Source organism: Yinghuangia seranimata, assembly GCF_029953285.1.
Taxonomy (GTDB): Bacteria; Actinomycetota; Actinomycetes; order Streptomycetales; family Streptomycetaceae; genus Yinghuangia; species Yinghuangia seranimata.
Map to the genome: position 1 here is coordinate 152,347 of NZ_JASAOI010000029.1, position 20,919 is coordinate 173,265.

At 72.2% G+C, this 20,919-nt stretch carries 15 protein-coding genes; 8 read left to right on the forward strand and 7 right to left on the reverse strand.

Translation table 11 applies throughout. The features are described from left to right. Positions 1–41 precede the first annotated feature (41 nt). A complete protein-coding gene (locus QI554_RS19925; RefSeq protein ID WP_281471484.1) occupies positions 42–1,778 on the reverse strand; it encodes an amidase in 1,737 nt (578 codons plus the stop codon). Between the two features lie 195 nt (positions 1,779–1,973). On the opposite strand from QI554_RS19925, the gene QI554_RS19930 reads away from it, so the two are divergent. Both QI554_RS19930 and QI554_RS19935 read left to right on the forward strand, forming a co-directional pair. Beyond that, entirely contained in the window at positions 1,974–2,981 is a 1,008-nt protein-coding gene (locus QI554_RS19930; RefSeq protein ID WP_281471486.1) for a LacI family DNA-binding transcriptional regulator, read from the forward strand. A 184-nt stretch (positions 2,982–3,165) separates the two neighbouring features. Further along, positions 3,166–3,699: a metallophosphoesterase family protein gene (locus tag QI554_RS19935; protein ID WP_281471487.1), complete on the forward strand. Its 534-nt coding sequence runs from the start codon at positions 3,166–3,168 to the stop codon at positions 3,697–3,699. A gap of 37 nt (positions 3,700–3,736) precedes the next feature. Here QI554_RS19935 and QI554_RS19940 read toward each other — a convergent pair whose 3' ends face one another. Beyond that, positions 3,737–4,645 (reverse strand): SDR family oxidoreductase, encoded by a 909-nt coding sequence (locus QI554_RS19940; protein WP_281471488.1) that lies wholly within the window; start codon positions 4,643–4,645, stop codon positions 3,737–3,739. Between the two features lie 85 nt (positions 4,646–4,730). Here QI554_RS19940 and QI554_RS19945 point away from each other — a divergent pair, with 85 nt between their 5' ends. Together QI554_RS19945 and QI554_RS19950 are read left to right on the forward strand one after the other, a co-directional pair. Further along, the gene (locus QI554_RS19945; RefSeq protein ID WP_281471489.1) at positions 4,731–5,300 is read left to right on the forward strand and encodes a TetR/AcrR family transcriptional regulator; all 570 of its coding nucleotides are present in this window, start codon (positions 4,731–4,733) and stop codon (positions 5,298–5,300) included. A 91-nt stretch (positions 5,301–5,391) separates the two neighbouring features. After that, positions 5,392–6,501, forward strand: coding sequence for an ABC transporter substrate-binding protein (locus QI554_RS19950; protein ID WP_281471490.1), 1,110 nt, complete (start codon positions 5,392–5,394; stop codon positions 6,499–6,501). A gap of 8 nt (positions 6,502–6,509) precedes the next feature. On the opposite strand, the gene QI554_RS19955 is transcribed toward QI554_RS19950, so the two are convergent. After that, the gene (locus tag QI554_RS19955) at positions 6,510–7,967 is read right to left on the reverse strand and encodes an alpha/beta hydrolase (protein WP_281471491.1); all 1,458 of its coding nucleotides are present in this window, start codon (positions 7,965–7,967) and stop codon (positions 6,510–6,512) included. A 348-nt stretch (positions 7,968–8,315) separates the two neighbouring features. Between QI554_RS19955 and QI554_RS19960 the strand changes: the two genes are divergently transcribed. Beyond that, positions 8,316–10,928: a DUF4132 domain-containing protein gene (locus QI554_RS19960; RefSeq protein ID WP_281471492.1), complete on the forward strand. Its 2,613-nt coding sequence runs from the start codon at positions 8,316–8,318 to the stop codon at positions 10,926–10,928. Between the two features lie 29 nt (positions 10,929–10,957). Here the strand turns inward: QI554_RS19960 and QI554_RS19965 are convergent, their stop codons facing one another. Beyond that, positions 10,958–12,808, reverse strand: coding sequence for a C1 family peptidase (locus QI554_RS19965; protein ID WP_281471493.1), 1,851 nt, complete (start codon positions 12,806–12,808; stop codon positions 10,958–10,960). Between the two features lie 187 nt (positions 12,809–12,995). Here QI554_RS19965 and QI554_RS19970 point away from each other — a divergent pair, with 187 nt between their 5' ends. Further along, positions 12,996–13,358 carry a DUF1304 domain-containing protein gene (locus QI554_RS19970; protein ID WP_281471494.1) on the forward strand — a complete coding sequence of 121 codons (363 nt, stop codon included), beginning with the start codon at positions 12,996–12,998 and terminating at the stop codon, positions 13,356–13,358. Then, complete coding sequence (locus QI554_RS19975) at positions 13,355–13,921, forward strand: TetR/AcrR family transcriptional regulator (RefSeq protein ID WP_281471495.1); 567 nt, start codon at positions 13,355–13,357, stop codon at positions 13,919–13,921. Before QI554_RS19970 ends, QI554_RS19975 begins: the two co-directional genes overlap by 4 nt. Before the next feature lie 134 nt (positions 13,922–14,055). Here QI554_RS19975 and QI554_RS19980 read toward each other — a convergent pair whose 3' ends face one another. After that, positions 14,056–14,589, reverse strand: coding sequence for a hypothetical protein (locus QI554_RS19980; RefSeq protein ID WP_281471496.1), 534 nt, complete (start codon positions 14,587–14,589; stop codon positions 14,056–14,058). Positions 14,590–14,704: 115 nt separating this feature from the next. Further along, positions 14,705–16,234, reverse strand: coding sequence for an alkaline phosphatase (locus QI554_RS19985; protein WP_281471497.1), 1,530 nt, complete (start codon positions 16,232–16,234; stop codon positions 14,705–14,707). A gap of 312 nt (positions 16,235–16,546) precedes the next feature. Between QI554_RS19985 and QI554_RS19990 the strand changes: the two genes are divergently transcribed. Beyond that, positions 16,547–18,601 carry a phosphocholine-specific phospholipase C gene (locus tag QI554_RS19990; protein ID WP_281471498.1) on the forward strand — a complete coding sequence of 685 codons (2,055 nt, stop codon included), beginning with the start codon at positions 16,547–16,549 and terminating at the stop codon, positions 18,599–18,601. 143 nt (positions 18,602–18,744) lie between these two features. On the opposite strand, the gene ligA is transcribed toward QI554_RS19990, so the two are convergent. After that, positions 18,745–20,835, reverse strand: a complete 2,091-nt coding sequence (ligA, locus tag QI554_RS19995; protein WP_281471499.1) for an NAD-dependent DNA ligase LigA — start codon at positions 20,833–20,835, stop codon at positions 18,745–18,747. Positions 20,836–20,919: the final 84 nt, after the last annotated feature.

The following is a 20,919-nucleotide window of genomic DNA, read 5'->3' on the forward strand; positions in this document are numbered from 1 at the left end:
CGAGCACGCAGGAGCAGCCGTACTCGCCCAGGCGCCGCGCGTTACGCGATGGGCAGCCGCGGGGTGCGCGACGGCTCGGTGCGGCGGGCGCCGGTCGCCTCGAACGCCGCGGCCAGCGTCAGCAGCGCGCTGTCGTCGTACGCGCGGCCCGCGAACGTCAGCCCCACGGGCATGCCGATGTCCGCCATGGTGCCCATCGGCACGGTCACCGTCGGGATGCCCAGGTGCCGCGGCACCAGGTTGCCGTTCGCGACCCAGACGCCGTTGCGCCAGCCCAGGTCCGCGGACGACTCGTCGACGTCCATGTCCGCCGGGCCGACGTCGGCGGAGGTGGGGAACACGACCGCGTCCAGGTCCAGTTCGTCCATCCACGCCTCGAGGTCGACCTTGCGGGTCTCCTCCAGTCCGCGCAGGCCCTCCTCCATGTGCGGCATGTCCGTGAACGACGCGTAGGGGCGCTCGCGCACCAGCTTCGGGTAGTCGGCGATCGTGTCGTCGAAACCGGCGTAGCGGTCCGGGAGTTCGCCGGGGTGCTTGGGCCAGATGCGGTCGCCGTCGACGTCGGCGAGGGTGTCGAGCGCCGGGTCGCCGTTGGCGCGGAGGAAGTCGTCCCACGCCCACGCCGACAGGTCCTCGATCTCGACCTTGAGGAAGTCGCGTCCGACCAGGCCGCGGGTGAGCAGCGACGGAGTGCCGGGCCGGTCGGACTCGTAGTTCGACACGACCGGGAAGTCGACCTCGACCACCACGGCGCCCGCGGCCTCCAGGTCGCGGCGCGCAGCCTCCCACAGGGCGATCACCGACGGGCGCGTGTCGACGCGCTGCCCGGTCTGGCCGCCGATGCCGCCGTCGGGGTTGGTGCCCGCGTCGGGGTCGGCGTTGATGTACATCTTCGGCACGCCGAACCGGCGGCCGGCGAGCGCGGCGCGCGCGGCGGCCGCGTCCGCGGGGGCCAGCGCGGGGTACGACACGGGCCGCACCTGCGACGCCGTGGGCAGCGTCACCCACGGCTGCGCGCGCCACAGGTCGCCGCGCGTGTCGGGGTCGTCGGCGACGATCACGTCGAGCAGCTCGAACAGGTCGGCCATGGTGCGGGTGTGCGGGACGACGACGTCCATCGTCGGGACCAGCGGCCAGTTGCCGCGCACCGAGATCACGCCGCGGCTGGGCGTGTACGCGCACAGCGCGTTGTTGGAGGCCGGTGCGCGGCCGGAGGACCAGGTCTCCTCGCCGAGGCCGAACGCGCCGAAGGACGCGGCGGTCGCCGTACCGGAGCCGTTGGACGAGCCGGAGCCGTAGGCGCTGGTCAGCCACGCGGCGTTGTAGGGGCTCTCGGCGCGGCCGTAGACGCCGCGCTGCATGCCGCCGTTTGCCATCGGCGGCATGTTGGTCAGGCCGACGAGCACGGCGCCGGCCGCGCGCAGCCGCTCGACGGCGAAGGCGTCGCGCTGGGCGACGAGGTGCTCGAACGCCGGGGAGCCGGCCGCCGCGGTGAGGCCCTTCGCGAGGTAGCTGTCCTTCGCGGTGTACGGGATCCCGTCGAGGGGGCCGAGCGCCGCGCCGCGCGCGCGGCGGGCGTCGGAGGCCTCGGCGTCGGCGCGCGCGTCCGGGTTCATGACGACCATCGCGTTGAGCGCGGTGGCGGTGCCGGGGCGGTCGTAGGCCTCGATGCGCGCGAGGTAGGCGTCGAGCAGCGCGACCGCGGTGGTCTCGCCCTTCTCCAGCGCCGCGCGCAGGTCGGCGATGCTCGTCTCCACGACGTCGAATCCACGCGTCATGCGGGGGTGCCTCCGGGGTGTTCGGTCGGACCGGGTGTCCGGCCGGGTCGGTCGGTGATCGGTCAGGGCTCGGCCGGAGATCGGTCGGCTCGGGCCGCGCGCCCGACACGATGCCGGATCGATCCGGCACGCCGAATGTAAACCGTGCCGGATCGATCCGGCAAGCATGCCGGAAGCCCTCTAGAATCCGTGGCTGTGACCGCCCGCATCGTGACCCTGCTCGACGTGGCCCGCGCCGCCGGAGTCTCCCGGAGCACCGCCTCGGACGCCCTCCAGGGCTCCGGGCGCGTCGCCGAGGCCACCCGGAACCGGGTCCGCGCGACCGCGGACGCGCTCGGATACCGCCCCAACAGCGCCGCCCGCCGCCTGCGCCGCGCCAGCACGGGGGCGATGGGCCTCTACCTCCCGCGCACCGCGACCCGGCTCGACTACTACATGAACCTCGCGTTCGGAGCCGTCGGCCGCGCCCAAGAAGACGGCTTCGACGTGGTCCTGCTCGCCGGGTCCCCCGGCGCCCACGGGCCGCTCGCCTCCCGCGTCGACGGTCTCCTGGTCATCGACCCCGACCCCGCCGACGACGCCGTCCCCCAGATACTCGGATCCGGCGTCCCCGTCGTCACCGGCGAGCGGTACCCCGGTCCGTCCGTCGCGCCGACCGGCGCCGTGGTCTGCGACAACGCGGCGTCCCTCACGGCACTGCTCGACCACCTGGCCGAACGCGGCGCCCGCCACCCGGCGCTGCTGGCCCCCGCCGGTGAATCCGTCTGGGCACACGCCCTCAGGACGGCCGCCGTCGACTGGGGCCGGGCCCACCGCACCCCTGTGGCCGTACGCCCCGTGCCGTTCGCGGCCACCCCCGCCGAAGCCGCCCAGGCGATACGCGAGCTGATCGGCGCCGAACCTGCCGTCGACGCCGTGATCTGCGGGCCGGACGGCTCCGCACCCGGCGCCCTGCACGCCGCCGCCGACCTCGGCCGCACGCCCGGCCGGGACCTCCTGGTCGCCGCCTGCGTCGACGGAGCCACCACCCGCGACAGCAGCCCGCCGATCACCGCGGTCGACCTCATGCCCGCCGACTACGGACGCGCCTGCGCCGACCTGCTCGCCGACATCCTCGCCGAACGCACCCCGGCCGACACTGTTCGCCCTCACGCGTGGGTGCTGCGGACGCGCGCGTCCACCCAGTCGGCGGCAGGCAGCTGACGAGGCTGAACCGTGTAGACGGCTGCCGACCTGAGCGCCCTCAAGGCCCTGCGCACCGAGATCGCAGCGGGCGCGCGTGTCGACGCCGAGCCGCCTCGCGCGAGTCGATGAACCAACGCGCGCGGGCTGACGGCGCCCCGTCCCGCACGCCGCGCGGTCGGCCGGGGGCCGCGAGAATGGGGCGATGGGACGACACGACGAGCCCGCCCGGGCACGCGCGACGCGGCTGCTTCTGACCACGGACACGCACGTACCGAGCCGTGCGCGTGCGCTTCCCGGGGCGCTGCTGGAAGCGATCGAGGCCGCCGACGTGGTGGTGCACGCCGGGGACTGGGTGGACGAGGCCACGCTCGACCTGCTGCTGTCGCGGGCCCGCCGTCTCGTCGCCGTCTACGGGAACAACGACGGTCCGGAACTGCGCGCCCGGTTGCCCGAGGTCGCTCGCGCGGACGTCGACGGCCTGCGGTTGGCCGTCGTCCACGAGACCGGCCCGTCCGCCGGGCGCGAACGGCGCTGCGCCGCGCGGTTCCCGGACACCGATCTCCTCGTGTTCGGGCACAGCCACATCCCCTGGGACAGCACCGCCCCCGGCGGCCTGCGGCTGCTCAACCCCGGCTCGCCGACCGACCGCCGACGCCAGCCCCGGCACACGTACATGACCGCGGAAGTCGCCGACGGCACTCTCACCGCGGTCCGTCTGATCGCGCTCGACGCCTAGCGCGTCTCTCTCGGATCGTGCATGGCTCGTCCAGGGGTCACTGGCTGAAGTAGTGCCCCTTGTCGAGGTCTTCGAGGAGCCCGGGGTGCATCGGCCGCCAGTCCAGGAGTTCGCGGGTCAGGGTGCTCGACGCCGGGCCGTCGAGGCCGACGAGGCCGCCGAGCCAGCCGAAGTGGGCGGCCGCAGCGTCGGGGGCCACTGAGGCCACCGGCATGTCGAGGTGACGGCCGATCACCTCGGCCACGTCGCGCATCGGGACGCCCTCCTCGGCGACCCCGTGCAGTACCGACCCCGCCGGGGCGTGCTCGACGGCCAGGCGGAACAGCCGCGCGGCGTCGAGGCGGTGTGACGCCGGCCAGCGGTTGGCGCCGTCGCCGACGTAGCCGGAGACGCCGGTGGACCGGGCGACGGCGACCAGGGCCGTCATGAAGCCGTTGTCCCCCTCGCCGTGGCAGGTCGGAGGCAGACGCAGCACGCACGACCGTACGTCCCGCGCGGCGAGTGCGATCGCGGCGCGGGCGGTGGCCTGCCGGGTCGAGACCGGCGACCCGTCGTCAGCCGGCATGTCGCGCTCGGTGCCGACACGTCCGGGCGTGAGGCCGAGAGCGCCGGAGGCGATGACGAGCGGGCGGCCGGTGCCGGCGAGCGCGGCGCCGAGCGCGTCGACCGCGCGGCGGTCGGCCTCGGCGGCGCCTTCGAAGTCGCCGGTGAACGCGATGTCGTGGTTGAACGCGAGGTGGACCACTCCGTCGGAGGCGGCCGCGGCGCTCGCCAGGACGTCGAGGTCGTCGACGGTGCCGCGGACCACGTCGGTGCCGGCGGCGGTGAGCGCGGCGGCGGACGCGTCGGAGCGGGCGAGGCCGACGACCTGATGGCCGACGGCGAGGAGCTCGGGCACGAGCGCGGAGCCGATCCAGCCGGAAGCGCCGGTCACGAAGATGCGCATGGGAGGTCCCCCAGACCATTGATGTCAGTGACTGTCATCAACGTAGCAGTCGATGTCAGCCACTGTCATCACGTAGGATCCGGGCATGGGTAGATGGGCGCCGGGGGCGCGTGGGCGCCTGGCCGAGGCGGCGTTGGAGCTCTACGGCGAGCACGGCTACGAGCAGACCACCGTGGCGGAGATCGCCCGCCGCGCCGGCGTGACCGAGCGGACCTTCTTCCGGCACTACGCCGACAAGCGCGAGGTCCTGTTCGACGGGGCAGGCGCGCTGCGGGACGCCCTGGTGACGGCGGTCGCCGAGGCCCGGCCGGAGACCGCGCCGATCGAGGCCGTCGCGGCCGGGCTGGACGCGGTCGGCGAGGTGTTCGTCGGACGGCACGCCCAGTCGCGGCGGCGGCAGGCCGTCATCGCCGCCAACCCCGAACTCCAGGAGCGCGAGCTGATCAAACTCGCCTCGATGGCGGCCGCGCTCGCCGAAACCCTGCACGCCCGCGGCGTCGCAGAGCCCACCGCCGGCCTGGCCGCCGAAGCGGGAATCGCCGTCTTCAAGATCGGCTTCGAGCTCTGGGTCACGGCGCCCGAGGAACGCGAACTGGCCCAAGTGATGCGGGAGTCAATGGACGCGCTCAGGTCGGTCACCGCAACGGCCCGGTAGTCGGCGCCTGACGACCGGGCCCTTCGCGGCCGGGGGCGACGGGGTCTTCGCACTCACAGGCGCGGGGTGCGGCGTGACTAGGCTGCCGGACATGAACATGTCGCAGGCCGTGGGAGCCCGACCGCCCGACGGATCCCCGGTGCGGATCGGCGCGCTTGTTCCGCTGACGCGGCCGGGCTGGGTCGAGGCGGGGCGGCATCTGCTGGCCGGGCTGGAGTTCGCGGTTCGCGAGGTCAACGACGCGGGCGGGATCGGCGGAAGGCCCCTCGAACTGCTGGTCCGGGACACCGCCGCCGACCCGGCGAAAGCCGAGGCGGTCGTGGACGAACTCGCGGGGCTCGGCGTGGCCGCGCTGGCCGGCGAGTACCACAGCGTCGTGGCCCGAGCCGTCGCTGCCCGAGCCGACGCCCTCGCCGTGCCGTTCCTGTGCTCGTCGGCGGTCCTCGACGCGCTCACCGAGGAACCCACGGACCGGATCGCACGCCTGGCCCCGGCGCAGTCCCACGGCTGGCGCGTCTACGCGGACTTCCTCCTTCGCGCCGGCCACCGGCGGATCGCCGTGGTGAGCCAGCCGAGTGTCTACTGGGCGTCCGGGACCCGCATCCTCCGCGACCACCTGGCCGCACACGGCGGCAGTCTGCTCGAACTCGACGCGAGCGTGCTCGGCCCCGCGGACGTCTGCGACGAACTCGCCGAGCAGCGCGCGACGGTCGTGCTGCTCCTGACCGGCGTCCCGGAGCCGGCCGTCCCGATCGTCACGTCCGTGCGAAGCGATCCACGCCTGGCCGACGTGACGATCGGCGCCCCGGCCGGGCAGCCCGAGTTCAGCGAATGGGCGACCCTGCTGGGCAAGGACGGCACAGGGGTCCCGTTCCTGCGCTACCTGTCCGAGCAGTACGGCGCGCTCGGCGCCCGCGTCGAGCGGGAGTTGCACGTGCAGCTCGGCGAAGCCCCGTCCTTCGTCGCGTTCGAGGGCTACGACACGGTCACCGTGCTTGCCGACGTGCTGCGTTCGCACGGCACGGACCGAGCTCGCATCGCCGCGGCCTGGCCGCATGTCGACCTCGAGGGCACCCGCGGGCGGATCCGGTTCTCCCGAACACCGGGCATCGGCGTGTGGCAGTGGGCATGGCCACCCGTCCAGGTCGTCGACCGGGATCCGACCGATCCCGACCGCTTCCGGGTCCTGCACACCGGCTGAATGCCGCGTCAGACGCAGCCCTTCTGAACCAGTTCGGCCGATACCGTCCCGTGTATCAGATACGTGGCGACCGCCCTGTCGATGCACGAACTGCCGCTTCCGAACGCGGTGTGGCCGCCTCTGAGCAGGGATATCCGTACCGCGTTGCCGAGTTGCTCCGCCAAGCGCTTGGCCGCGGCGAGCGGGGTGGCCGGGTCCCCGACGTTCCCGATGACCAGGACCGGGCTACCGGGCGGTGCTTTGACCGGATGGAGCGGCTCGTTCGCCCTGCTCGCCCACAAGGCGCAGTCCTGACGGGCCAGTTCGGCCGCGGTGGTACCGCGGGAGTACAGGGGTGCTTCTTCACCGAGCTCCTCCAAGGCCTGCTGCACGCGCTCCGCGGACGGGGTGTCACCCGGTGAATCAGCGCAGCTGATGGCCTCGAAGGCATCCGCGGAGTTGTCGTAACGGCCGTCTTCGGCACGTCCGTTGAACTGGTCGGCGAAGGAGAGTAGGTCGGTGCCGTCGTGGTCGCGTATGGCGGCGGTGAAGGCGTCGCGCAGCGGCTGCCAGGTGGTGGCGTCGCCGTAGAGCATGCCGATGGTGCCGCTCCACCCCAGGTTGGCCGTGAGCTGTCGGCCGGGGGTGTGGGTGGGCAGCGGGGCGTCCCGCAGTCCGTCGAGGAAGTCGGCAGCGGCCGCCGGCGCCTTGTCCGGGTCGGTGCCGAGCGGGCAGTCGGCGTAGTGGGTGCAGTCCTTGGCGAACTGGGACAGCGCTATGTCGAAGCCGACGGCCTGCTCGACGGACGCACTGAGGCGGTCCTGCGCCGGGTCGACCGCACCGTCCAGCACGATGCGTCCGGCGCGGTCGGGGAACTGCTCCAAGTAGCGGGTTCCCAGGTAGGTGCCGTAGGAGAGGCCGAGGTAGTCGAGCTTCGCCTGCCCCAGAGCGCCGCGCAGGACGTCCATGTCGCGGGCGGTGTCGCGGGTGCCGATGAAAGGCAGCAGGTCGCCGGACTTCTGCCGGCACCCGGCGGCGAACTCGCGGTCGAGCCGGTCCTTGTAGGCGGCGCGGTCGCTGTCGGCGGCCGGTCCGTCGGCGGTATTGCGCGCGTCGCGCGCCGCGTCGTCCAGGCAGCGCACCGGACTGCTGGCGCCCACCCCGCGTGGATCGAACGCGACGACGTCGAACCGAGCGTGCAGCGTGCCGGCGAAGCTGTCCGCGGCGCCGAAGAGCCACTGGACACCGGACGCTCCCGGGCCGCCGGGGTTGGTGACCAGCGCACCGATGCGTTCGTCCTTCTCCGAGGCCGGCAGCATGGCCATGGCGAGGTCGATTGTGCGGCCGGTCGGGTTCGCGTAGTCCAGTGGTACGCGCAGCGTCGTGCACCGGAAGTCATCGTTCTCGGTGCCCGCGTCGTCGGCGCAAGGATGCCAGTCGAGTCGTTGTTCGTAGAACGCGCGCAGCTCCGGGGTCCCGCCGACCACCGCGGGGTCTCGTCGCTCAGCACCTCCGCCCTTTGAACCTGACGTGCACCCGGTGAGAGCCAGCACGGGTATCGCAAGAACCGCCGCAATGCGGCGCATCAGATAGCCGTTCACCCAAAGAACCATTCGACAGGCGGGGCGCGACGTAGCACCGCGACGGACACGGAACGCCACGTGCGACGTGGACGAGACCAGTGGCTTCCCGAGAGGAGAACCAGCCAGGAGTTTGGCAGATCCAGGATCGAGTTCGATCTTGCGGGGAGTCGAGGTCGATCGGGCCGGACCGGTAGGCCGCAAGCCCGTGCGCCCGGGCGAGGGTGTCGGCGGGGGCCGTTAGGTTCCGGTGTCGTGATCGAGACGGTGAGCATTCCGGTCGAGTGGCGCAAGCACGTTCATCCCCGACGTGGCGGCGTCGCCGGTCCGGAGGTCGTCCCGGACGGGAGGGCCGCGCTGCGGGCGCGCGAGTGGGAGCGCGCGGCGCGGCCGATCGCCGCGGAGATGGCGGACCATGAGCACACCGACGCGGAACTCGGGAAAGCCGTGCGCGCCCGGCTGGCGGGCGAGGCGGACCCGGTGGGCGCCGCGGTCCTCGCCGCTGTCGCGGTCAAGTATCTAGGCGGTGTCGACGGCGCAGCTTTCGTGGACGCCTGGGTCCTGGACCACGGTGTGGCGTTCGCCGCGTGCGCGCTCACCGAGGTGTCCTCCGTCGCGCTCGGTCCGGAGCCGAAGCCGGTGACGCCCGACTCCGACGGAGTTGTCCGCCTCGTCGCCTACCTGTCCGGGAACGGACCGAAGGGATGGCGCGGCGAGATCCGGCGCGTGACCTCGCAGGAGCACTTCGGCGTCGGCCGGTGGATCGCCGAGGACGCCGTGGTGAAGCGGCTTCGCGCGCTGCTGGCGGCGGCTTCCGACGACGAGTACGGCGATGCCGTCGCGCGTCTGGCGGCGCACCGCGGTGACCCTGCACGGCGCTGCACGGCGTCCTATCTCGTCCCGACCGAGGTCGGCTGGATGGACGAGTCCCTCGACGACCCGTCCCAGGCGGTCCTCGGGCACGAGCACGTACTGTGCTCACTGTCCACCGCCGCCCACGTCCGCCGGATCGGCTGGATCCGGGTGTCACCGGCCGTACTTGCGACACTGCTCGACGGGCTGGGGGCGGACGCCCTCCCGCTGCTCGAGCACGCCCTCGACCACGGCCACCACGACATCGACGAAGCACGCCCGCTCGTGCTGAAGGCGTTGCTGGAGATCGCGGACGAGGGACTCTTCCCGGTCCTGCTCGGCCACCTCGGGACCAAGGGGGTGCCGGAGGCCCTGCAGGAGGCGGCCAGGCGGTACCCGGTGGAGGCGGTCCGGTCGTTGGGGCCCTTCGTCCGCGAGGAGACGGTCCGGGGCCTGCAAGCGGCAGGTCTGGTGCGGGGGTTGCTGCACGCGGAGCCCGAACTGGCGAAGGAGCTGCCGCCGGGGGCCGTCGAGGAGCTGTCGCCGCTCCCGGGCGTCCGCGAGTGGGACGACCTGCCGGCCGCACTCGTCGGCAAGCCGGCCCGCGGCGCGAAGACGGACTGGGCCGACCCGGCCGCGCTCCCGCGGATCCTGGCCCCCGGCCGTGACCGGGCGCTTCCCGTCGATGCGACGAAGTACCTGCTGGGGCTGCTCGCGAGGAAGGCGCCAGAGGCCGCGTACGTCCGCGGCCTGTGCGACCGGCATTCGCTCGCGGAGTTCTCCTGGGCGGTGTTCCAGCGCTGGTACGCGCTCGGGGCGCCGTCCAAGCACAACTGGGCGCTGGCGCAGCTCGGGCTGATCGGCGACGACACGACGGTGCGGCGGCTCGCTCCGCTGATCAGGCAGTGGCCGGGCGACGGGGGCAGCAGCCGGGCCGTCGCGGCGCTGGACGTGCTGGCCGGGATCGGCTCCGACGTCGCCCTCACCCACCTGTTCGAGCTGACCCGCCGCGGCAAGTACAAGGGGCTGAAGGCCAAGGCGGAGCAGAAGATCGGCGAGATCGCCGCCGCGCGCAGGATCACGCCGGACGACCTCGCCGACCGCGCCGTCCCCGACTTCGGCCTGGGCCCCGAGGGCACCCTCGTCCTGGACTACGGCCCACGGCAGTTCACCATGACCTTCGACGAGCAGCTCGCCCCGCTGGTCGTGGAGGCGAACGGCAAGGTCCGCAAGAGCGCCCCCAAACCCGGCCCGAAGGACGACCCGACGCTCGCCCCGGCCGCGCACGCGCTGTTCTCCGGCCTGCGGAAGGACCTGCGGACGATCACCGACCAGGAGGTCAAGCGCCTGGAGAAAGCCATGACCGCCCGGCGGAGCTGGACTCCGGGCGACTTCCGCGCGCTGTTCGTCGACCATCCGCTGCTCGGGCACATCGTCCGCCGGTTGGTGTGGACCACCGGCGACGGCACCGCGTTCCGCGTCGCCGAGGACCGCACCTACGCCGACCTCAACGACGACACGTTCACACCCGCGCCGGACGCCCGCATCGGCATCGCCCACCCGCTGCTGCTGGGCGACGACCTCGGCGCCTGGGTCGACCTGTTCGCCGACTACGAGATCCTGCAGCCGTTCGCGCAGCTCGGACGCCCCGTCTACCGGCTGACGGACGACGAGCGAAGTGCGCGCAGCCTCGCCCGGGTGGAGGGTCTCGTCCTTCCGTACGGCAAGGCGAAGGGCCACTCGCAGGGACGGTGGGAATCCGTGGACGCGCGCGGCGAGTTCGCCGGCGGCTGGCTCGCCCGGCGCGACCCCGCGGGCCTGCACGTCGTGGCGAGCCTGAGCCCGGGCCTCGGCCACTACATGTACGGCGAAGGCGAGGACCAGAAGATCACCGCCCTGTGGGCCGGCCGCTCCCCCGCCCGCACACCGCAAAACCCGGTACCGCTCGGCGACGTCGACGAGGTGACGATGAGCGAAGCCATCCACGACCTCGTCCGCAGCGCCTCCACACCCTGACCCGCCCCCGACATCAGGCCCGTGGGCTTCTAGCCTGCCTCGATCAGGGTTCTGAACTCGCCGACCAGCACGCCTCGTTCGGGGTTTTCGCCGGGGAGGGGGAGGGTTTGGGCCTTGGGGGCGTGGGGGCTTTCGGGGGACGGGATGTAGACCGCCTTCAGGGTCAGGCTCGCGTCGGGTGGGATCGGGACGCCGCTTTTCCAGAACGACACGGTGATCGCGGAGTCGAAGCCGGCCGGGATGTCAGAGATCACGCCCGCGACCATGGACGCGGACTTGATGGTGGTCTTGTTGAGGTTCAGCAGGGGGCGGGGGCCTGCGGTGCCGCAGGTGAACTGCATGGCGCAGCCTGGTGGGATGTTGTGCGCCGACAACGTGACGGCCATCCGGCAGGCCTCGGGGACGGAGAGCCGCACGTCGTACTGGGAGGTCGGCGTGTCGTGGGTGATGACGCTGACGGCCCGCCACCCGAAGCCCGGTTCGCGGTGGAGGAAGTCGACCCAGTCGTCCATGTTGGAGAACCGTCCCGGCACCGGATTGGGGTGCCCGACGGTCGTGGTCCTGGCGATCAGGGAGAACGGGTCGTGGGCCGGCGGGTGTTCGGGTGTCCAGGTGAACGGGTCCGCGCCGACGGCGACCTGCCCCAGGGTGTCGGCCTTGAGGTCGACCTGCCGTGCTCCGGTCTGGGTGGCGAGTGCGTTGCGCGACCACAACTCCGGCCAGGGGATGAGGGATGCGGGCGCGTAATAGAGGTACGTCTGGCCGCTGTTCGGCGCGTTCTTGAAGTTCTTGGCGCGGACGTAGATGTAGTTCTGCTGGTCGGCGAGGAGCGCTTTGCCGAGGTCCAGCCGCCAGGAGCCGCTGAGCGTGAGCTGGGGGTCGGACAGCGGGAAGGCGCCGACCGGGATGATGTCGGGCGAGGATCCGCGCGTCTCGCGCCGTTCCGGGAACTCGCCGACGTCGTCGAGCGATCCGCGCATGTAGAAGTCGTCGTACAGCGGGTAGATCCGGCTGAAGTCCAGGGGGACGATGGTCTCGTAGTCGATCGCGCACTGGCCGTAGGCGATCCAGAAGTACCCGTGCTCGCCCCAGCCCGTGCCCCAGCTGTTCTTGCACACCCAGGCGCGTCGGCTGTCGTCGTACCCGACGATGCAGACGGGCTGGTACCCCTCAAGCGCGCCGGACACGTGGCGGTAGATGCCGCTCTTGTAGTGCAAGAAGTCGGTGTAGACGTTCATGTAGCTGATCAACGGACCCCGCGCCGACAGCCAGGCCTTCATCTTCACCGGGTCGAGCAACCAGATGAAGAGGGTGGGTTGGGTGAGCTGGGCCTGCCAGGTGGGGCAGATCCGGCACGGGTGGTCGCCGGGGGTGTACGGGAAGCACGGTTCGGGCGCGACGCCCTCTTTCCGTGCGTATTCCATCATGCCGTACAGGGAGGCCACGGGGCCGGAGCACTGCGACCCGCAGCAGTAGAAGAGCTGCGCGGCCGAGAGGTCGTGCAGGGCGGCCCCGCCGCGGTCGTTGACGGCGATGTCGGTCAACACGCGGACGGAGCCCTCGAGTGCCCCCGCGAGGGCGAAGGCGGAGGCCGACGGGCATCCTTGCTGGTCCTTGACCGACGAGATGAACGACCGGCCGTGGACGTTGCGCAAGTCCAACGCCGGCGGGGGCTCCGGGGCCGTCGCGTCCTCGGGTGACCGCAGGCCGCGCTCGTCCGCGCCTGGCCCGTTCACCTCCCGCGAGGGCAGGAGGAGTCTGCCGCGTTGTTCGTCGGTCAGGATCGAGACGGTGGTGCTCCCCGCCCTCCAGTCCGCCGCGTCGTCAGCGGTCAGCTGCGCTTGCAGCTGCTCCAGAAACCGGTTGCTGTCGTTGGGCATTGGTGGGCCCTCCGGGTGTGCGTCGGCACCGCTCGGTCGTGATCACCATGATGCGTCGGCCGCCGCGCGACCCCGGTGATGCGCGCGCCGGGGGCGGAGGCATTCACCCGTTCGCTGGACTTCCCAGACATCTGTCTATATATACTGGACAGTAGTCTAGGAAGTCGCCGCACCCTTGGAGTCCTCAGTGGAGATCACCGCAGGCGTGTTGGTCGGCCTGGTGGCCGCTCTGCACGCGTACTTCCTCGTGCTGGAGATGTTCCTGTGGGAGCGTCGCCCCGGGCGCGAACTGTCGGGGTTCGACGCGGAGATGGCCAAGGCCACAGCGCCGCTGGCCGCCAACCAGGGCCTGTACAACGGGTTCCTGGCCGCCGGGCTGGTGTGGGGGCTGATCGCCGACGACCCGACCGGATTCAGCGCCCGTGTGTTCTTCCTGGTCTGCGTGGTGGTCGCCGGCGTCTACGGCGCGGCCACGGCCAACCGCCGCATCCTGTTCGCCCAGGCGCTGCCCGGCGCACTCGCCCTCGCGGCCGTCCTGGCGGCGCGGTGACCACGCCCGCTTCCGACCCGCGGGCCGCCCGCACCCGCGAACGGCTGCGCCGCGCGCTGCTCGACGAATGCGCGGAGGCTCCGCTCACCGAGGTCAGCGTCACCGCCGTCGTCCGGCGCGCGGGCGTCGGGCGGGCGACGTTCTACCTGCACTACAGCGATGTCGACGCGCTGGCCGTGGACGCCTGCGCCGACGTGGTCCGCGCCGCCGTCGACGCGCTGCACGCGTGGCGCGGCGTCCCCGACCCCGCCGTACCACCGCCCGCGTTCACCGAGTTCGTCGCCGGGCTCGCACCCCACGCCGAGCTGTACCGCGCGCTGCTGCTCCCGGGCGGCGGCGGCCCGCTCGGGGCCGTCCTGCACCGCGACCTGCGGGCTCGCAGCAGCGCCGAACGCCGTCTGGCAGGCGCCCCCGAACCCGACCTGATCGCCTCAGCGGTCGCCGCGACGTTCGCGGGCGTGCTCGCCGACTGGCTCCACGGCGACATCGACGCCTCGCCGGGCCTGATCACCCATCACATCTGGCGCCTGCTGGTGTCGTTGCACCGGACACCACTCGGCTAACGCCGCCGAGATCCGGCACCGCCGCCCGGCCGCGACGAGGTAGCGGGCGCGTAGCGTGCGGCCGCCCCAGGCCTCGAACAGGTCTGGGGCGGCGGCGTATCCGGGGGCGGTTCCTCGCTCTGGAGGCGGTGCCGCTACTCGTTCACCAGCACCGGAACCGAAATGACCGCGCTGGCGGGCTTGTTCGAGAGCTGCGACGCGGTCACCGTGAAGTCGATGCCGTCACCGGCCGCGCGCGGGGAGTGGGCGTTGTCCTGCTTCGTCGCCGGGCCGACCTCTTCCTCTTCCTGGTACTGGAACGTGCCCGTCCCGACCAGGCGGCCGTCGGCGTCGTAGAACGCGGCGTGCACTTCGAGGGCGAGCGTGTCGCTCACGTCCGAGCCGATGCGCAAGTGGCCGGTGATGCCCGGCTGGTCGGTCAACCGCAGGCCGGTGATCTGCAGGCGGTCGGTGAACGGGCCCGGCTCGATGCGGACTTCGCCCGGCTGCGCCGGCGGGGTGAGCTGCTGCGCCGGTCCGACCGCGGTGCGGGCGGCGGGCATGGCGACGGCGGGCGGCGCGGCCGCGGCGGGCTTGTCGTCGTCCGAGGACGAGCATCCGGCGAGCGCGCAGGCCGTCACGAACGCGGCGAGGACGAGCGGGAGACGGGCGAAGCGGCGCGGGCGCATGGCGCTCCTCGGGGCGGGACCGGTCGGGTGGAAGTGAAGGGGCCGGGCGGGGGCGACAGAGGCCCCCGCCCGGTCGAGCGCACCGACGTGCGGTGCGCGGTGGTGCTCAGCCGCGTCAGTCGCGGTTCTTGCCGAGCAGCGCCTGGTGCATCTTGGTGTACAGCGAGGTGTTGTCCTGGCTGGCCGCGTAGCGGTCGCTCGTCGGGCCGAACGCGAAGATCGGCACGTCGGCGCCGGTGTGGTTGCCGGACAGGTAGGTCAGCCACAGGCTCGCCTCGGGGCTGCCGTCGGTGACGCCCTGCGGGTCGTTCGGCGTGCGGAAGGTCGCCGGGCCGAAGTTCTTCGCGTCCTTGCTGCCCGCGCCGTTCACGATGCCGCTGGAGCGCGCCGGGTCCTTGACGTTCGGCGCGGCCTGGCGCGACGGGGAGCTGTTGTTCGCGGCGTTGCCCGGGTCCACGTTGGTGGGCGGCGCGGCGGCCTCGGCGTTGGTGAAGCTGCCCTTTTCGATGATGTTGAAGCCGGCGCACTCGTGGTCGGCCGTGACGATGACCAGCGTGTGCTGGTCGCGCTGCGCGAAGTCGAGGGCCGCGGCGACGGCGTCGTCGAACGCCTTGACCTCGGCGAGCGTCTGCGCGGCGTCGTTGGCGTGCGAGCGCTTGTCGATCTGGGCGCCCTCGACCTGGAGGAGGAAGCCCTTGTGGTCCTTGCCCTTGCCGCCCTTCTGGTTGAGCAGCTCGATCGACTTGCGGGTCATGTCCGCAAGCGTGGGCTCGGCCTTCTCGGGGGCGTTGGCGGGCAGCCCGGCCTTGGCCTGCTCGACGGTCAGGTTGCCGCGGTTGAACAGGCCGATGACGCGGCCGCTCTTGACGGCGTCCAGGTCGGCCTTGGTGGCGACCTTCTGGCTCGCGGCGGTCTGGGTCGGCAGGGCGGGGTCGCCGAAGCTGCCGAGCACCTGGTAGCCGCTGGCCTGCATCGCCTTCTGGTCGTCCGGCTCGAAGCGGGACAGGCCGCCGCCGAAGATGACGTCGGCGGTGTTGTTGCGGGCGATCTGCTCGGCGATCGGGGTGACGAGCGTGCGGTCGGCGGGCTGCGCCTCGTAGCTGCCGTCCGCCTTCTTCGGCAGGCACGACGCGTCGCTGTACACCGGGCCCTGGCAGCCGCGCAGCAGCGCGTGGCTGAACTGGGCGGCCGGCGTGGCGTCGGTGATCTCGGCGGTGGAGACGTTGCCGGTCGCGAAGCCGGCCTGGTGGGCCTGCTCCATGAGGGTGGCGACGCGCTTCTCGTTGGTGTCGATGCCGAGGGCCGCGTTGTAGGTCTTCACGCCGGACGACCACGCCGTGGCGGAGCTGGCCGAGTCGGTGACCAGGGCCGGGGTGTTGGTGCCCTTCTCGACCGCGTAGGTCGAGACCGCGCCGGTGTACGGCATCTTCTCCATGGCGAGCTTGCCGTCGGCGCCGTAGTAGCGCTCGCGAGCGGCGGTGACGTGGGTGCGCCCCATGCCGTCGCCGAGCAGGTAGATGACGTTGCGCACGTCCGGCTGACGCTTGCCGTGGTCGGCCAGCGCGGTGTTCGCCGCGACGCCCACCCCCGCCACGATCCCGCCCGACAGGGCCAGCACCGTCGCGGTCTTCCAAGTGAATCTCACCGCGGTTCTCCTCGAACCCTCGGCGTGCCAGGGACCTGAACGCCCACGCACGCGCCCTCACCGGGCGCCGAGAAGCTATTGGCCCGCGATGAACGGATGTGCGCGCCCGAGTGTCGTCCCGGGGAATTCCGCGTTCCCGGAGGAACCGGTTCATCCCGCGCAGCCCGAGACCCGCGCACAACGAAACGGTACGGGTCCGGATCGTTCGTGTCCCGTACGGGCGGCCTTCACAGAGACGCAACCGCGGCTTCGGCGCCTGTCGCTTCGCTTGGGCCGCACACCTTGCCGTCCCCCTCGCCGAGGAACCCTCACATGGATCTCAATCGTCGCCGCTTCATTCAGCTCGTCGGCGGTACCGCCGCCTTCACCGCGCTGTCGGGCAGTATCGCCCGCGCGGCGTCCATCCCCGCCGCAGGCACCACCGGGACCCTCCAGGACATCGAGCACATCGTCGTGCTGATGCAGGAGAACCGCTCGTTCGACCACTACTTCGGCGCCATGAAGGGTGTCCGGGGCTTCGGCGACCCGCGTCCCGTGACGCTGCCGAGCGGCAAGTCCGTGTGGAACCAGACGGACGGCAACAAGAAGGTCGTGCTGCCGTTCCGGCCGCAGAGCGACGACCTCGGCATGGAGTTCCTCCAGGGCCTCAACCACGACTGGGCGGGCGGCCACAAGGCGTTCAACAACGGCAAGTACGACCAGTGGGTGCCGGCGAAGGGCGCCACGACCATGGCGTACCTGACCCGCGACGACATCCCGTTCCACTACGCCCTCGCCGACGCGTTCACCATCTGCGACGCCTACCACTGCTCGTTCATCGGCGCCACCGACCCGAACCGCTACTACATGTGGACGGGTCACACCGGCAACGACGGCACCGGCGGCGGCCCCGTCCTGAACAACGCCGAGGCCGGCTACGGCTGGACGACCTACCCCGAGCGCCTGGAGCAGGCGGGCGTCTCCTGGAAGATCTACCAGGACATCGGCGACGGCCTCGACGCCGCCGGGTCGTGGGGCTGGATCAACGACGCGTACCGCGGCAACTACGGCGACAACTCGGTCCTGTACTTCAACAGCTACCGCAACGCCCAGCCCGGCAGCCCGCTGTACGACAAGGCGCGCACCGGCACCAACGCCAAGGCGGGCCAGGGCTTCTTCGACATCCTCAGGGCCGATGTCCAGGCCGGGCGGCTGCCGCAGGTCTCGTGGATCGCCGCGCCCGAGGCGTTCTCCGAACACCCGAACTGGCCCGCGAACTACGGCGCCTGGTACATCGCACAGGTGCTGGACGCGCTGACGTCCAACCCCGATGTGTGGGCCCGGACCGCGCTGTTCATCACGTACGACGAGAACGACGGTTTCTTCGACCACGTCGTGCCGCCGTACGCCCCGGGCTCCGCCGCGCAGGGGCTGTCGACGGCCGCGACCTCGCTCGACTACTTCCCCGGGAAGACGGGCTACGTCGCCGGGCCTTACGGCCTCGGCCCGCGTGTCCCGATGCTCGTCGTCTCGCCGTGGAGCACCGGCGGCTTCACCTGCTCCGAGACGTTCGACCACACCTCGGTGATTCGGTTCATGGAGGCCCGCTTCGGGGTCCACGAGCCCAACATCTCGCCGTGGCGGCGGGCGGTCTGCGGCGACCTGACCGCGGCGTTCGACTTCACGCGCACGGGCACCCCGGCCGCGCTGCCGCCCACCGCCGCGTACTACCCGTCGGACAAGGCCCGGCACCCCGACTTCGTGCCGACCGTCCCGGCCGTCGGCACGATGCCGAAGCAGGAGCCGGGCGCGAAGCCGACCCGCCCGCTCAAGTACGCGCCGTACGTGGACGGTTCGGCGAACGCGGGCGCCGCCACGTTCGCCCTCGCCTTCAGCGGCGGCCCGCAGGCCGGAGCGCAGTTCCTCGTCACGGCGGCGAACCGCACCGACGGCCCGTGGACCTACACCGCCGAGGCGGGCCGCTCCATCGCCGACACCTGGAACACCAAGTACTCGAAGGGCCTGACGGACCTGACCGTGTACGGCCCGAACGGATTCCTGCGCGCCTTCCGCAACCCGGGCAAGCAGGCCGGCCCCGAGGCCACCGCCCGGCACAACGCGGCCACCGGGAACCTGGACCTGACGTTCACGAACTCCGGCTCCGGCGACACCCACCTCACCGTCACCAGCGCCTACGGGGGCCAGCCGACGACCGTCACCGTGCGGCCCGGCGAGACCGTGCAGCGCACGATCGACCTTCAGAGCAGCAACCGTTGGTACGACGTGTCGGTGGTCTCGGACACGTCGACCTCGTTCCTTCGCCGCTTCGCTGGGCACGTCGAGACAGGTGCCGCGGGTGTGACCGACCCGGCGATCATCACCGGCTGACACCGCCCTGAACGCCCGGTAGGCAGCCGGGCACGCGTGCGCCGCCGTGACATCGCGTCACGGCGGCGCGTCGCTTTCCCGGCGGCGGTACTTCCGTCAGACTGACCGCCGACCTGGCCTCCAGGAAGCAACTCCCGGCCCGGTCAGGGCAGATAGGCCGCGACCGTCTCGCCGAACTCCTCCGGGGTGACGACCCGGACGCCCAGCGACTCGGCCTTGGCCTTCTTCGACCCGGCGTTCGCGCCGGCGACGAGCAGGGTCGTGGACTTCGACACACTGGATCCCGCACGGCCGCCCGCGCGTTCGATCAGCTCGTTGACCGCGGTACGCGAAAGCGCGGCGAGCGGACCGGTCATGCTGCCGGTGGCGACGACGGTCATTCCCGCCAGCGGGAGTTCCTCGCCAGGTTCGCCGTCCACGGCGTCGGCGGACTGTCCGACGGCGGCGACCCGGGGTTCGTCCTTGTCGACGCCTGCGGCCTTGAGCTTGGCGATCACCGGCGCCAGTTCGGCGAGTTCGGCCAGCAGCATGGCGGCCTTCTCCGGGCCGATGCCGTCGACCTCCTGGAGCGCGGCGGCGTCCGCGTCCACGATCGCGGCCATGGTGCCGAAGTGCCGTGCGATACGCCGGGACATGCTGCGGCCGGTGCCGCGGACGCCGAGCGCGCAGAACACCCGGCTGAGCGGACGCTCCTTCGCCGCAAGGATGTTGGCCAGGATCTTGTCGCTGTTCTTCTCGCTGCCGGTCGCCGCGACCAGCTGCTCGCGGGTGAGCGTGAACAGGTCGGCGATGTCCGCGACCGCCCCGTCGGCGACCAGCCGCACCACGATCTTCGGGCCGAGGCCCTCGATGTCGAGCTGGTCGCGCCCCACCGCGTACTCCACCGAACGCGACAGGTCGCACGCCCGGCCCTGCACGCACCGCCACCGCTCCTGGCTGCTGTCGATCTCCCCGCCGCAGCCGGGGCACTTCTCAGGCAGCGCGATCGGGGTCTCGGCACCGGTCCGCGCCGCGACGACGGGGCCGACGACGTACGGGATCACGTCGCCCGCGCGCCGTACCGTGACGGTGTCGCCGATCCGCAGGTCCAGCTTGCCGATCATGCCGGGGCTGTGCAGCGTCGCGAACGCCACGGTCACGCCAGCGATTTCGACCGGCTCCAGCTGCGCCCGCGGCGCCAGGAACCCGGTCCGGCCGGTCGCCCAGGTGACGTCCACGATCCGGGTGGTCTTCTCCACGGCCGGGAACTTGTACGCCACGGCCCACCGCGGCGCGCGCGAACCGGTCCCGGCGGTCCGCTGGTCGTCGGGGTGGTCCGCCTTGATGACGACGCCGTCGATCCCCAGCGGCAGCGCGTCGCGCCGCGCGGCGACCGTCTCGATGTAGGCGAGCGCCTCGCCGAGGGTCGCCACAGTGCGCGCGCCGACCGGCGTGTCCGCCACGGTCCGCACGCCCAGCGCGCCGAGCGTGTCCATCAGCGCGGAGTGCGTGCGCTCCGCGAACCCGCGCTCGTCGGCAGTGTCGTCGCCGTCGGCGGCCGGCAGCAGCGTGTACGCGTAGCAGGACAACGGAATCGTGTACGCACGACCCGTCGCCCGCAGCGAACCGGCAGCGGCATTCCGAGGGTTGGAGAACACCGGCTCGCCGTACTCGGCCCGGATCCGGTTCGCCTCCTCGAACTGGTCGTTCGTCAGGACGATTTCGCCGCGGACCTCGACACTCACCGGCGCGGCGAGCACCTCGGGCAGGCCGTCGACCGTGCCGATGGCGTGCGAGACGTCCTCGCCGGTCGTCCCGTTGCCGCGCGTGACCAGCCGGACGAGCTTGCCGCCGGTGTAGTACGCCGCGACCGCCAGCCCGTCGATCTTCGGCCCGACGTGGAACCCACGCGGCTCCCCACCCAGCCGCCTGGCCAGCCCCGTGCCCCAGCGCTCCAGGTCCTCCTGGCCGAACACGTTGTCCAGGCTCAGCATCGGCACCGAGTGGACGACATCCCCGCCCTCGACCGCCCCCGCGGCGACCAGCGCGGTCGGCGACTGCTCCACCGCGTCCTCGGGACGCGCCGCCTCGTACGCGGCGATCCCGCGCATCAGCCGGTCGAAGGTGTCGTCGTCCAGCGCCGACGTCCCGTCGCCGTAGTAGGCGGCAGCGGCGGCGCGGACCTCCTCGACGGCGTCGAGGTACGCGGCGCGATCGGCCAGGACAACAGAGGGTGCGTTTTCCATGCCCCGCATCCTGCCGGTACCCGCTGACAACCGGTCCGGGTGGATCGGCCCGGTGTTGGTGGCGGCGTCAACCGACGGGCCTCGGCTTTGACG